This is a genomic window from Variovorax sp. 10N412, assembly GCF_056394985.1.
Window position 1 is genome coordinate 98736 of the sequence record NZ_JBFTIO010000019.1, and the last position, 12871, is coordinate 111606.

The window sequence follows — 12871 nt, forward strand, 5'->3', positions numbered from 1 at the left end:
GCCCTCAGTGCGCGGCGCCCCGGGCCGACACCAGCGCCGACATCGCCTGCAGCAGCTTCTCCGCCGCCACCGGCTTGAACAGCACCGGCACGCCCGATTCACGCACGCGCTGCAACCGGTGCGGCGCGGTCTCGCCGGTCACCAGCAGCAGGGGCACCTGTCCGTGCAGCTGCTGTTGCAGCCGCAGCCCGGCATCGAGCCCGTCGGCGCCGTCGGCCAGCCGGTAGTCGCACAGCAGCATGTCGAAGGGCCGGTGCTCGGCCTGCGCGCGCGCCAGTTCGTCGACCGCGCCGGCCTCGTCGGCCACGCTGCGCACGTCGATCGCATGAAAGTGCAGCAGGCCGGTCATGGCGGCGCGGATGTCGGCCTCGTCGTCGATCAGCAGCACGCGGCGCGGCAAGCCTGCAGGCGCCCCGGCGGGCGGCTGCGGCGCGGCGGCGTCGCTCTGCGCGCTGACCGGCACACCCGGCGGCGGCTCGGCCACCGGCACCACCACCCGCAAGCGCGTGCCGCGGCCGAAGCGCGACTGGAGCTGCACCGGATGTCCCAGCAGCCGCGACAGCCGCTGCACGATCGACAGGCCGATGCCCAGCCCGCGCGAGCGGTCGCGCCCCGGGTTGCCCACCTGGTAGAACTCCTCGAAGATGCGGCCCGACTGCTCGGGCGCGATGCCCATGCCGGTGTCGCGCACCTCGATCCACACCGCGTTGCCACGCTCGCGCGCCATCACGGTCACACCGCCGCGCGACGTGTACTTGAGCGCGTTGTCGACCAGGTTCGACAGCATGCGGTGCAGCAGCTCGGGGTCGCTGCGCACCCACAGGCGACTGGCCCGCACGCGCAGCTGCAGCGCCTTCTGCTCGGCCGGCGGGCCGAAGGTGAAGTTCATCCGCACGAACAGCGCATCGAGCTGCACCGGGCGCACCACGGGCGTGACCACGCCGGCGTCGAGCCGGGACACGTCGAGCATGGTGTCCAGCGACATGCCCAGCGCATCGACGGCGCGCATCAGGCGCTCGGCGTTCCGGCCTTCGGGGCGGTCGCTCAGCTCGTTGCGCAGCGCCGCGCCGAACAGCGCAATGGCGTGCAGCGGCTGGCGCAGGTCGTGGCTCGCCGTGCCCAGGAAGCGGGTCTTCTCGGCGCTGGCGCGTTCGGTGGCCGCGATCTGCTCGCCCAGGCGCGCGGCCAGCGCCTCGTTCTCGAAGCGCAGCACCAGCGCGTCGGTGAGGATGCGGTTCTGCCGGATGCCGGTGCGCAAGGTGAGGCCCAGGTGCGCCGCACCGAAGGCCGCGAGGAAGACGTGCAACGCATCGCGCTGCCAGGCCAGCGCCACGATCAGCCCCAGCATCATCGGCAGGCCGTAGCCGAACAGCGCGGGTTTCAGGGGCCACAGCGCCTGCATGGCGCGGGTCCAGCTGCTCATGATCACGACCACCAGCAGCGTGGTGATGGGCAGGTTGTCGCCTGAAATCACGAACAGGGGCGCCGGCGCAGTGGCGGTGCTGACCAGGGTGACCAGCCGCGTGTACTTGCGCGCCCAGTACGGGCTGTCGGCCACCGGAATGCCCGGATGCCAGCCGGGCGTGAGCAGCGCGTAGAGGTCGACCGTGGCGATCACCGCCAGCCAGAACAGCGCCCACTGCGTGCCGTATTGCAGGTAGAAAGCGATGCCCAGCGCACAGGCAAAGCACAGGTGCGCGCTGAGCGACACGCGGCGCGACGCATACACCGAGGCCACGTGCTCGCGCAGCACGCGCTGGCCGAGCTCGCGGTCGTCGAGCGGCGCGACGGCGGCCGCAGTCATGGCGCGGCGCGGCGGGCGCCGAGGCACTGCGGGGAAACGAGGTCGCGGGTGGTCACCCGCTCATGCTATCGGCGAGGCTGCGGCGCGACAGTGCCATTGGTCATGGAGGCGCCGTCGCCGCGGCGTGCCTGCTGGCGCAGGCCGAGCCCCGGCCGGGTGTTGTCGGCCGCGAGCACCAGCATCGAGCGCAGCAGCAGCGCCACCATGCAGACGATGGGCGCCAGCGCCAGCAGGCGGCCCGGCTCGAACGCCAGCCCGGCCCCCACGCCGACGGCGCAGCCGGTCTTGATCCACGGCGCCACGGCGTCCCAGCCGCGCCGGTGCGCCACCGCGAAGCCGATCAGCGCGACCCAGCCGAACAAGCCGCCGACCACCGAGAAGACCCAGCTCGACAGGTAGTACGCCGAGTCCATGTCGCGGAACGCGATCGCCGTGCCCAGCCCTTGCCAGGTGTGGCGGTAGCCGTCGAACAGGAAGAAACCGGTGGCCGATGCGGCCCACCAGAAGAACGCGTAAAGGCTGGCGGCGCCAGCCAGGACGGCGAGCCATGCCAGCGCGCGCCGGGTGATGTCGTCGAAAGGCATGTGGTCGCGCCACGCCGCGAGGTGTCCGTTGTCCATGGCCGGTGCTCCATTGATGTCTGCAATGGGTACGACGTTAGAGGCGCCGTGTGCGGTCCGCGTGAAGACTGTGTGAAGTGGTGCCCGCCGGACGCGGTTGCCCACCGCTGGCCGGCGCCGCCCCGTTCTACTGAAGGATGGCGATGAAGGCGTAGATGCCTGCGACCCACCAGTTGGCATGGCTCGCACTGGCCGCGCTTTCTCTGGAAATGGGATACATCGCCGCGCGCCGCCAGGCCCGCACGTTGCAGGCCACCGCAAGCACCAGCCCGCTGCAGAAGAACAGCGCCGAATGCAGCCCCAGCCCGCCGATCAGCGACACCACGAGGATCACGACGCCGACCGCCCAGATGCCGCTGGTCGTGCTGGCCAGCACATGCGACAGGCCGCCGCAGGCCTTGCACTCGGCAGGCGCCGCGCGGCTGGACCATCGCTTGGCGAAGCCGCCGATGCCGGGTTGCTTGCAGCGCGGGCAGGTGTGGATCGTCATATGCCGCGCAAGATACCCCAGCCAACCCTCGGCTGGCAAACCCCGGCGATCAGCCCGCTTCGGAGATACCCAGCTCGGCGCACACGCGCCCCAACAGCGCCTTCAGCGATGCCACCTCGGTTTCGAGCCGTGCCACGTTGGCCTTCAGCGCCGCGACCTCGCCCAGCGACACGTCGTGCGCGGCATGCGGCGCATCGGACCCGGGGCCGGCGACCTCTTCCGCCGGCGCGCCGCTCAGCAGGTGCGCCCACCGGCTTTCGCGCGCACCGGGCAGGCGGGCGAGCTTGACCACCAGCGCGCCGGCCTCGCGCTCGGCCAGCTCGTTCAGGAAGCCCTCGACCGACGAGATGTCGGCAAAGTTGTGCATGCGGTCGCAGGCAATGCGCAGTTCGCCCGCCGTCTGCGGGCCGCGCAGCATCAGCACGGTCAGCAAGATGACCGACTGCGACGGAATGCGCAGCACGCGGTCGGTGTTGTGCTCGTAGCGAAAGGCGCGCCCGCCGCTGGTCTCGGCCACGAGGCTGTAGCCCTTCAGGCTGTCGATGGCGGCCTGCACCTGCGACTCGGTGAGTTCGAGCACCGGGTTGCGGCTGGTCTTCTGGTTGCAGCCCGACACCAGCGAGTTGAGCGTGAGCGGGTAGCTGTCGGGCACGGTGCGCTGCTTTTCGGCCAGCACGCCGAGGACACGGGTTTCGAGGAGGGACAGGACGGGAAGAGGTGTCGAGGACATGGCAGCTCAAAAAAGAAACGCCACCGGAGCATGGCCCCGGCAGCGTACACGTGTTCAGCGATGACCCTGCCGGCGCGCCCGCTTCAACCGCCGTTGATACGGCTGACCAGCGCCTTCGTGAACGCCGCCGTCCCCGCCGTGCCGCCCAGGTCGCCGGTGCGCACCTTGTCGATGTTCAGCGTCTCGTCGATGGCCTTGCGCAGGCGCGTGGCCAGCTCGGGCAGCCTGACGTGGTCGAGCATCAGCGCGGCGGCCAGCATGATGGCCGTCGGGTTGGCGATGCCCTTGCCGGCGATGTCGGGTGCGGAGCCGTGCACCGCCTCGAAGATCGCCGCATCGGTGCCGATGTTGGCGCCCGGCGCCATGCCCAGCCCGCCCACCAGGCCCGCCACCAGGTCGGACAGGATGTCGCCGAACAGGTTGGTGGTGACCAGCATGTCGAACTGCCAGGGGTTGAGCACCAGCTTCATCGCGCAGGCGTCGATGATGACCGTGTCGAGCTCGAACTTGCCCTTGTACTTCTGCTCGTACAGGTCGAGGCCGGTCTCCAGGAAGATGCCCGTGAGCGCCTTCATGATGTTGGCCTTGTGCACGATGGTGACCTTCTTGCGGCCCGTGGCCACGGCGGTCTCGAAGGCGTACTCCAGCAGGCGGCGGCTGCCCTGGCGGGTGTTGATGCCGGTGGCCATGGCCACGGCATGGGGGTCGCCGTCGATCGGCACGTAGTGCTCGTGGCCGATGTACAGGCCCTCGAGGTTCTCGCGCACCACCACGAGGTCGATCTTGTCGTAGCGGCCGCCGGGAATGATGGTGAGCGCGGGGCGCAGGTTGGCGTACAGCTGGAATTCCTCGCGCAGCCGCACGTTCGACGAGCGGTAGCCGCCGCCCGACGGCGTTTCCAGCGGTCCCTTCAGGGCCAGGCGGGTGCGGCGGATGCTGTCCAGCGTGGCCACGGGCAGCGGGTCGCCGGCGGCCACCACGCCGCCGAGGCCGGCGATCTGGCGGTCCCACACGAAGGGCGCCTTCAGCGCGTCGAGCGCGGCCAGGGTGGCGTCGACGATCTCGGGGCCGATGCCATCGCCAGGAATGAGGGTTGCGGGAATGGGAGTGGTCATCGGCGGCGTCTCGCTTTCTGTATCAGGGGCTGGAGCATACGTCTCGCGCGAGACACCCTGCGACCTCGTGGGTCACTCGTGGCCGGGGATTTCGGGGTCGAGCAGCGAGGCACGCGCCACCACCCGTCCCGGCCGCAGCAGCGCGCCGGGCGCAATGACCGCATTGGCGCCGATGCGCACACCGTCGCCGATGAGCGCACCGAACTTCTCGCAACCCGTGGGCTGCAGCGCCCCGCCCTCGCCGCTGCGCACGAAGATCTCTTTCGCCGCACGCTCGTTGCGGTGGTTGCACACGATGCTGCCGGCCTCCATGTTGACGCCCGCGCCCAGCACCGAGTCGCCGACGAAATTGAAGTGCGCGAGCGCCGTGCCCGCGAACACGAAGGACGATTTCAGCTCCACGCCCGGCCCGAGGCTGCAGCCCGCGTCGACCCAGTTGCCGCCGCGCAGGTAGGCGCCCGCGGCCACGAAGCAGCCGGCACCGAGGATCAGCGGGCCCTTGAGCACCGCGCCGGGCTCGATGCGGGCGCTGCGGTGAACGGCCACTTCGCCGTCGACGGCGTAGTCGGCGGTCGGCAGCCCGGCCAGCAGCTGGCGCACGATCTCGGGGGCGCGCGGCGGGAGCTCCCACGGCAGCGATGCGGCCCAGGGTGCGAGGGGAGAGGCGGCAAATCCGGCGATGCAGGCGCCGAGGTCGATGGCGTGGGGCATCGGGCGATGCTGCCATCAAACCCATGAAAGCGCGCCCGCCGACCCCGCCACCTAAAATGCCGGGTTCCGTCAGCTCCACTCCTGAAAGCGCCCTCCCCGATGTCCGCCCCGCGCAAGCTCTTCGTCACCACCGCCCTGCCGTACGCCAACGGCAAGTTCCATATCGGCCACATGATGGAGTACATCCAGGCCGACATCTGGGTGCGGAACCAGCGAATGAACGGCGCCGAGGTCAACTTCGTGTGCGCCGACGACGCGCACGGCGCGGCCATCACCATCGCGGCCGACAAGGCCGGCGTGACGCCGCAGGCCTTCGTGGCCGAGATCGCCGCGGGCCGCAAGCCCTACCTCGACGGCTACTACATCTCCTTCGACAACTGGCATTCGACCGACGCGCCCGAGAACCACCAGCTTGCGCAGGACATCTACCGCGACCTGCGCACCGCCGGCCTCATCGAAACCAAGAGCGTCGAGCAGTTCTACGACCCCGAGAAGGGCATGTTCCTGGCGGACCGCTTCATCAAGGGAGAGTGCCCCAACTGCCACTCGAAGGACCAGTACGGCGACAACTGCGAGGTGTGCGGCGCCGTGTACGCGCCCACCGAGCTGATCAACCCCTACTCGGCCTTGTCCGGCGCCAAGCCTGAGCTGCGCAGCTCGGACCACTTCTTCTTCAAGCTGTCGGACCCGCGCTGCGAGGCCTACCTGAAGGAATGGACCGCGGCCCCCGGCCACGTGCAGTCCGAAGTGCAGAACAAGATCCGCGAGTGGCTCTACAAGGACGACGAAGGCAAGGGCGGCCTGGGCGACTGGGACATCAGCCGCGACGCGCCCTACTTCGGCATCGAGATTCCCGATGCGCCGGGCAAGTACTTCTACGTGTGGCTCGACGCCCCCGTGGGCTACCTGGCCTCGCTGAAGAACCTGCTGGACAAGCGCTGCATCGAACTGGGCGGGGACGGCATCTCGTACACCGAGTACATGGCCGATCCCGACCTGGAGCAGGTGCACTTCATCGGCAAGGACATCATCACCTTCCATACCCTCTTCTGGCCCGCCATGCTGCACTTCAGCGGCCGCAAGGCGCCGAACGCGGTGTACGTGCACGGGCACCTGACGGTGAGCGGCGAGAAGATGAGCAAGAGCCGCGGCACCGGCATCGACCCGCTGAAGTACCTGTCGATCGGGCTGGACCCGGAATGGCTGCGCTACTACATCGCGGCCAAGCTCAACGGCCGCAACGAAGACATCGACTTCAACCCCGAGGACTTCGTGGCGCGCGTCAACAGCGACCTCGTGGGCAAGTACATCAACATCGCCAGCCGCGCGGCGGGCTTCATCGGCAAGCGCTTCGCAGGCCAGCTGGGCGCCGTGTCGGCCGATGGCGAAACGCTGCTGTCGGCGCTGCGTGCCGCCGCGCCGCAGGTGCAATCGCTGTACGACGGCCGCGACTACGCCCGCGCGCTGCGCGAGGTGATGGCGCTGGCCGACAAGGTGAACGAATACGTCGACCAGAACAAGCCCTGGGAGCTGGCCAAGAAGGAAGGCGCCGAGGCGCGGCTGCACGACGTGTGCACCGTGTGCATCGAGGCCTTCCGCCTGCTCACGCTGTACCTGAAGCCGGTGCTGCCCGCGCTGGCGGTGAACGTCGAGGCCTTCCTGAAGATTTCGCCGCTGGTGTGGGCGGATGCGGCGCAAGCGCTGCCCGCGGGCCACGCCATCGGCGACTACACGCACCTGATGCAGCGTGCCGACGCCAAGGTGGTCGACAAGCTGTTCGACGCGCCCGAGCCTGTTGCGGCTGCGCCTGCCGCGGTGCAAGCGCAAGACCTGCCGGGCGGCGAAGCCATCGCGCCCACCATCGCCATCGACGACTTCGTGAAGATCGATCTGCGCATCGCAAAGATCGTGGCCTGCGACAAGGTCGAGGGCTCGACCAAGCTGCTGCGCCTGACGCTCGATGCGGGTGAAGGACAAACGCGCAACGTGTTCAGCGGCATCGCCTCGGCCTACCAGCCCGAGCAACTGGTGGGCAAGCTCACAGTGCTGGTCGCGAACCTCGCGCCGCGCAAGATGAAATTCGGCATCAGCGAAGGCATGGTGCTGGCCGCGAGCCACGGCGACGAAAAAGCCAACCCGGGCATCCACGTGCTGGAACCCTGGCCGGGCGCAACGCCGGGCATGCGCGTGCGCTGACCAACGACAAGGAAGCTCCCATGACCCGCCTCCGCCGTGCGCTTGTGCTGCTGTCGATGTCCGCCTTGCTGGGCGGCTGCGCGGTCGTGACCGTGGCGGGCACCGCGGTGAGCGTGGGCGCCAGTGCGGTCGGCCTGGCTGCTGATGCGGCCATCGGCACCGTGCGCATCACCGGCAAGGCCGTGGGCGCGGCGGCCGATGCGGTGATTCCCGACAGCCAGTAAGCCAGGCGATCGGCTCAGGGCGCCTCGGTGCCCCGGTCGGGCGAGGAGCCGCTGCGCACCACGCGCTGGTCGTCGTTCAGCGTGGCGGTGAAGACCATGGGCGAGTTCGGCGGCTGCACCCAGCGCCATTCCCATTCGGTCTCGCGTTTCAGCGCATAGGGCGTGACCTTGGCGGGCTTGCCGAGCAGCTTGCGCAGGTCTTCCATCATCAGGCCGGGCTGCACCCTGGCGAAGTTCTCGGGCGTGAGCACCTGGCGCAGCGCGCTCATCTTGCCGTCGGCCCCGATGGTGATCATGAAGTTCTTCTGGCCCGCGGGCTGGCGGTTGTACTCGAACACGCGGGCGCCACGACCAGGACCGGGCGCCTCCCAGACGTTCTCGGGCTCGCCGAAACGTGCGCGCACATCGGCCTCGGTGGAGACGCCTTCTTCCAGCTCGCTGATGTTCTTCGGGTCGCATGCCGCGAGCCCCAATGCGGCCGCAAGCAGTGCGCTTGCCATGCCAATCTGCCACCCTCGCCGTTGCGTCATGCCGTCCCCGGTAAAATTCGCGCCATAAAGGTCCAGTCTATGTCCATCTTCCGTCGCCCCCACTACTCTTCCGAGATCACCAACTTCATCGAAGAGATGAAGGAAAAGAAGCCCACCCTGGAAGCCGAACAGCGCGCCGGGCGCGCCCTGCTCTGGGACAAGCACCTCGACCGCAGCCTGCTGAACGAGTACGACGAAGCCCGCATCCCGATGCAGCCGTACGTTTACCAGACGCAATCCAAGTAATTTCCTGATGCCGAATTGGCAGGATACGCGCGTCCGCATTGCGCCTTCAGCTATTGAAATGATAGCAATCGCCGAATGAGCAGGAACGACGATTCCGGCGCGCTGGTGGTCGCCATGCCCGACGTGATCGACCAGGTCGCGCTCGCGCGGCTCTATGGCGAGCCTCTGTTCGCGATGCCGAAGGACCTGTACATCCCGCCCGAGGCGCTGCAGGTGTTCCTGGAGGCCTTCGAAGGCCCGCTGGACTTGCTGCTCTACCTGATCCGCAAGCAGAACTTCAACATCCTCGACATCCCGATGGCGGGGCTCACGCGGCAGTACCTGAGCTACGTCGACGAGATCCGCCAGACCAACCTCGAGCTGGCAGCCGAGTACCTGCTGATGGCCGCGATGCTGATCGAGATCAAGTCGCGCATGCTGCTGCCGCCCAAGAAGGTGGCCGACGGCGAAGAGGTCGAAGACCCGCGCGCCGAACTGGTCCGCCGCCTGATGGAGTACGAGCAGACCAAGCTGCAGGCCGCCGCCCTCAGCGCGTTGCCGACCTACGGGCGCGACTTCTGGAAGGCGCAGGTCTACATCGAGCAGTCGCTCAAGCCGCGTTTCCCAGAGGTGGACGTGATCGAACTGCGCGATGCGTGGGCCGACATCATGAAGCGCGCCAAGCTCGTGCAGCACCACAAGATCTCGCGCGAAGAGCTCAACGTGCGCGAGCACATGAGCATCGTGCTGCGCCACCTGCAGGGGCAGCGCTTTGTGGAGTTCGAGAAGCTGTTCGACGTGACGCGCGGCACGCCGGTGCTGATCGTCACCTTCATCGCGATGCTGGAGCTCGCGAAGGAAACGCTGATCGACATCACGCAGGCGGAAGCCTTCGCGCCCATCTACGTCCGGCTGGCCTACTCGCCGACCTAGCAATGGCTCACCCCCAGTCTTCGCGCACTTCGTGTCGCTTCGCCAACCCCCTTCCAGGGGGCAACACCGGTTTCCCGGCAAAAGCCGGTTCCACGGTGTTCCACGAAGTGACCGAGGGCACCGGCTGGCATTCAAACCAATGACTGCGCGCGACTTCGACGTCCTGATCGTCGGCAGCGGTCTGGCCGGCCTGTCGGCCGCGCTGCACCTGGCCCCCACGCACCGCGTGGCGGTACTGACCAAACGCGCGCTGAACGACGGCTCCAGCGCCTGGGCGCAGGGGGGCATTGCGGCGGTGCTGGCGGCCGGCGACAGCTTCGAAGCCCACGTGCAGGACACCCTGGTGGCCGGCGCCGGCCTGTGCGACCCCGAGGCCACGCGCTTCGTGGTGGAGCACGCGCCCGAGGCCATCGGCTGGCTGCGTGAGCTGGGCGTTCCGTTTTCCGAAGCGTCCAGGGAAGAAGGCGGCGGCCTGCACCTGACGCGCGAAGGCGGCCACAGCCAGCGCCGCATCGTTCACGTGACCGATGCGACCGGCGCGGCCGTGCAGCAGGTGCTGATCGAGCGGGTGCGCCGCACACCGAACATCACGCTGTTCGAGCACCACACGCTGGTCGACCTGGTCACCGGCACCAAGCTCGGGCTCGACGACCCGGCCTGCGTGGGCCTGTACGCCCTCGACGACGCCACCGACAAGGTGCTGGCCTTTCGCGCGCCACACACCATCCTGGCGACGGGCGGCGCGGGCAAGGTGTACCTGTACACCACCAACCCCGACACCGCCACCGGCGACGGCATTGCCGCTGCCTGGCGCGCCGGCTGCCGGGTGTCGAACATGGAGTTCATCCAGTTCCACCCGACCTGCCTGTACCACCCGCACGCCAAGTCCTTCCTGATCAGCGAGGCGGTGCGCGGCGAAGGCGGATTGCTGAAGCTTCCCGATGGAACGCGCTTCATGCCGGCGCACGACGAGCGCGCCGAACTCGCGCCGCGCGACGTGGTCGCCCGCGCCATCGACTTCGAGATGAAGAAGCACGGGCTGGACTGCGTGTACCTCGACATCTCGCACCAGCCGCCCGCGTTCCTGCAGGAGCACTTTCCCAACATCCTGGCGCGCTGCCTGGAGCTGGGCATCGACATCACGCGCGAGCCGATTCCCGTGGTACCGGCCGCGCACTACACCTGCGGCGGCGTGCTCAGCGACCTGAGCGGGCGCACCGACATCGCGGGCCTGTACGCGATCGGCGAAACCGCCTGCACCGGGCTGCACGGCGCCAACCGCCTGGCCAGCAACTCGCTGGTCGAGTGCATGGTGTTCGCGCGCGCCGCGGCCGGCGCCATTGCGCAGGCGCCGGTGCATGCACGCGCCGAGCTGCCCGCCTGGGACGACAGCCGCGTCACCGACGCCGACGAGGCCGTGGTCATCTCGCACAACTGGGACGAGCTGCGCCGCTTCATGTGGGACTACGTGGGCATCGTTCGCACCGACAAGCGGCTGGAGCGCGCGAGCCATCGCATTGCGCTGCTGCAGGCCGAGATCCAGGAGTTCTACGCGAACTTCCATGTCACGCGCGACCTGCTCGAGCTGCGCAACCTGGTACAGGTGGCCGAGTTGATCGTGCGCTGCGCGCAGGCCCGCCACGAGAGCCGTGGGCTGCATTTCAGCCGCGACTGTCCATCGCTCGCCGAGTCCGCCGCACCCACGGTGCTGGCGCCACCGGCCGGCTGACCGACCCCACCGACTGCTGTTTTCACTCAAGGATGCCCGGCCACCGACGCCCGCAGGGAGAAACCCAACCATGTACATCGCCACCACCATCGACGAACTTCGCGCCCGCCTGTCCGCCAGCAAGCGCCCCGCCTTCGTGCCCACCATGGGCAACCTGCACGACGGCCACATCGCGCTCGTCAAGCAGGCCCGCCCGCTGGGCGACGCCACGGTCGCGAGCATCTTCGTGAACCGGTTGCAGTTCCTGCCGCACGAGGACTTCGACACCTACCCGCGCACCTGGGACAGCGACTGCGAGAAGCTGCGCGCGGCCGGCTGCGACGTGCTGTTCGCACCCACCGAGCGCGTGCTGTACCCCGAGCCCCAGACCTGCAAGGTGCACCCCGACCCGGCGCTGGCCGACATCCTCGAAGGGCACTTCCGGCCCGGCTTCTTCATCGGCGTGTGCACGGTGGTGATGAAGCTCTTCCAGTGCGTGCAGCCGCGCGTGGCCGTGTTCGGCAAGAAGGACTACCAGCAGCTCATGGCGATCCGGCACATGGTGCGGCAGTTTGCGATGCCCATCGAGATCGTGGGCAGCGAGACCTTCCGCGCCGACGACGGCCTGGCGCTGTCGTCGCGCAACGGCTACCTGAGCAAGGACGAGCGCGCCGAAGCCGTGCAGCTGTCGCGCGCCCTCAAGGCCATGGCCGAGGCGGTGCGCGCGGGCGAGACCGATGTGACCGCGATCGAAGCGCGGGCAATGCAGTCGCTGGCGCAGCGCGGCTGGCAACCCGACTATCTTGTGCTGCGGCGCCGCTCGGACCTGCAGCCCCCCTCTTCCGATTCGCCCGGCGAGCCGCTCGTGGCGCTGGCCGCGGCGCGCCTGGGCCGCACGCGGCTGATCGACAACCTGGAGATCGAGACTCCCTTTATCTTATGAGCTACAGCGTCAAGGAAATCTTCTACACCCTGCAGGGCGAAGGCGGCCAGGCCGGCATGCCGGCGGTGTTCTGCCGCTTCGCCGGCTGCAACCTGTGGAGCGGGCGCGAAGCCGACCGCGACACCGCCGTCTGCCGTTTCTGCGATACCGACTTCGTCGGCACCGACGGCACGCTGGGCGGCAAGTTCAAGAACGCCGAGCTGCTGGCCGACACCATCGCCGCGCAATGGCCGGCGGGCGACACCGACCACCGCCTCGTGGTGCTGACCGGCGGCGAGCCGCTGCTGCAGGTCGACGCGGCGCTGGTCGATGCGCTGCACGCACGGCACTTTCGCATCGCGGTGGAGAGCAACGGCACGGTCGAGGCGCCCGAGGGCATCGACTGGCTGTGCATCAGCCCCAAGGCCGGCGCGCCGTGGGTGCAGCAGCGCGGGCAGGAACTGAAGCTGGTGTGGCCGCAGACCGCATTCGACCTCGACACGATGGCGCGCACGGGCGAGTTCACGCACCGCTTCCTGCAACCGATGGACGGGCCCGACCGCGTCGCCAACACCGAGCTGTGCATCGCCGAATGCATGCGGCAGCCGACGTGGCGCCTGAGCGTGCAGACGCACAAGATCACCGGCATCCGCTGAAGCGGCG

General features: G+C 68.8%; 14 protein-coding genes. 7 read left to right on the plus strand and 7 right to left on the minus strand.

The window, feature by feature from the left end:
* Positions 1-4: 4 nt before the first annotated feature.
* From AC1DJH_RS28965 to AC1DJH_RS28990, 6 genes are all read right to left on the minus strand, one after another.
* The gene (locus AC1DJH_RS28965) at positions 5-1804 is read right to left on the minus strand and encodes an ATP-binding response regulator (protein WP_478188048.1); all 1800 of its coding nucleotides are present in this window, start codon (positions 1802-1804) and stop codon (positions 5-7) included.
* 65 nt (positions 1805-1869) lie between these two features.
* Positions 1870-2424: a hypothetical protein gene (locus tag AC1DJH_RS28970; protein WP_478188049.1), complete on the minus strand. Its 555-nt coding sequence runs from the start codon at positions 2422-2424 to the stop codon at positions 1870-1872.
* A gap of 127 nt (positions 2425-2551) precedes the next feature.
* Positions 2552-2914 carry a hypothetical protein gene (locus AC1DJH_RS28975; RefSeq protein ID WP_478188050.1) on the minus strand — a complete coding sequence of 121 codons (363 nt, stop codon included), beginning with the start codon at positions 2912-2914 and terminating at the stop codon, positions 2552-2554.
* A 49-nt stretch (positions 2915-2963) separates the two neighbouring features.
* The gene (locus AC1DJH_RS28980) at positions 2964-3644 is read right to left on the minus strand and encodes a YceH family protein (RefSeq protein ID WP_435484747.1); all 681 of its coding nucleotides are present in this window, start codon (positions 3642-3644) and stop codon (positions 2964-2966) included.
* A gap of 83 nt (positions 3645-3727) precedes the next feature.
* Complete coding sequence (locus tag AC1DJH_RS28985) at positions 3728-4759, minus strand: isocitrate/isopropylmalate dehydrogenase family protein (protein WP_478188051.1); 1032 nt, start codon at positions 4757-4759, stop codon at positions 3728-3730.
* A 72-nt stretch (positions 4760-4831) separates the two neighbouring features.
* On the minus strand, positions 4832-5470 hold the full coding sequence (locus AC1DJH_RS28990) for an LbetaH domain-containing protein (RefSeq protein ID WP_478188052.1): 639 nt from the start codon (positions 5468-5470) through the stop codon (positions 4832-4834).
* A gap of 99 nt (positions 5471-5569) precedes the next feature.
* Here AC1DJH_RS28990 and metG point away from each other — a divergent pair, with 99 nt between their 5' ends.
* Together metG and AC1DJH_RS29000 are read left to right on the plus strand one after the other, a co-directional pair.
* Positions 5570-7666: a methionine--tRNA ligase gene (metG, locus tag AC1DJH_RS28995; protein WP_478188053.1), complete on the plus strand. Its 2097-nt coding sequence runs from the start codon at positions 5570-5572 to the stop codon at positions 7664-7666.
* Between the two features lie 20 nt (positions 7667-7686).
* The gene (locus AC1DJH_RS29000; protein ID WP_435436073.1) at positions 7687-7890 is read left to right on the plus strand and encodes a hypothetical protein; all 204 of its coding nucleotides are present in this window, start codon (positions 7687-7689) and stop codon (positions 7888-7890) included.
* Positions 7891-7904: 14 nt separating this feature from the next.
* Here the strand turns inward: AC1DJH_RS29000 and AC1DJH_RS29005 are convergent, their stop codons facing one another.
* Positions 7905-8390 (minus strand): outer membrane protein assembly factor BamE, encoded by a 486-nt coding sequence (locus AC1DJH_RS29005; protein ID WP_478188054.1) that lies wholly within the window; start codon positions 8388-8390, stop codon positions 7905-7907.
* A 69-nt stretch (positions 8391-8459) separates the two neighbouring features.
* Between AC1DJH_RS29005 and AC1DJH_RS29010 the strand changes: the two genes are divergently transcribed.
* The 5 genes from AC1DJH_RS29010 to queE all read left to right on the plus strand — a co-directional run bounded on the left by AC1DJH_RS29010 (position 8460) and on the right by queE (position 12864).
* Positions 8460-8666: a DUF3460 family protein gene (locus AC1DJH_RS29010; RefSeq protein WP_435436067.1), complete on the plus strand. Its 207-nt coding sequence runs from the start codon at positions 8460-8462 to the stop codon at positions 8664-8666.
* Positions 8667-8741: 75 nt separating this feature from the next.
* Positions 8742-9578 carry a segregation and condensation protein A gene (locus tag AC1DJH_RS29015; RefSeq protein ID WP_478188055.1) on the plus strand — a complete coding sequence of 279 codons (837 nt, stop codon included), beginning with the start codon at positions 8742-8744 and terminating at the stop codon, positions 9576-9578.
* Positions 9579-9717: 139 nt separating this feature from the next.
* Positions 9718-11307 (plus strand): L-aspartate oxidase, encoded by a 1590-nt coding sequence (gene nadB, locus AC1DJH_RS29020; RefSeq protein ID WP_478188056.1) that lies wholly within the window; start codon positions 9718-9720, stop codon positions 11305-11307.
* A 70-nt stretch (positions 11308-11377) separates the two neighbouring features.
* Positions 11378-12229: a pantoate--beta-alanine ligase gene (gene panC / locus AC1DJH_RS29025; RefSeq protein WP_478188057.1), complete on the plus strand. Its 852-nt coding sequence runs from the start codon at positions 11378-11380 to the stop codon at positions 12227-12229.
* On the plus strand, positions 12226-12864 hold the full coding sequence (queE, locus tag AC1DJH_RS29030) for a 7-carboxy-7-deazaguanine synthase (protein ID WP_478188058.1): 639 nt from the start codon (positions 12226-12228) through the stop codon (positions 12862-12864). The genes panC and queE overlap by 4 nt, the downstream gene beginning before the upstream one ends.
* Positions 12865-12871: the final 7 nt, after the last annotated feature.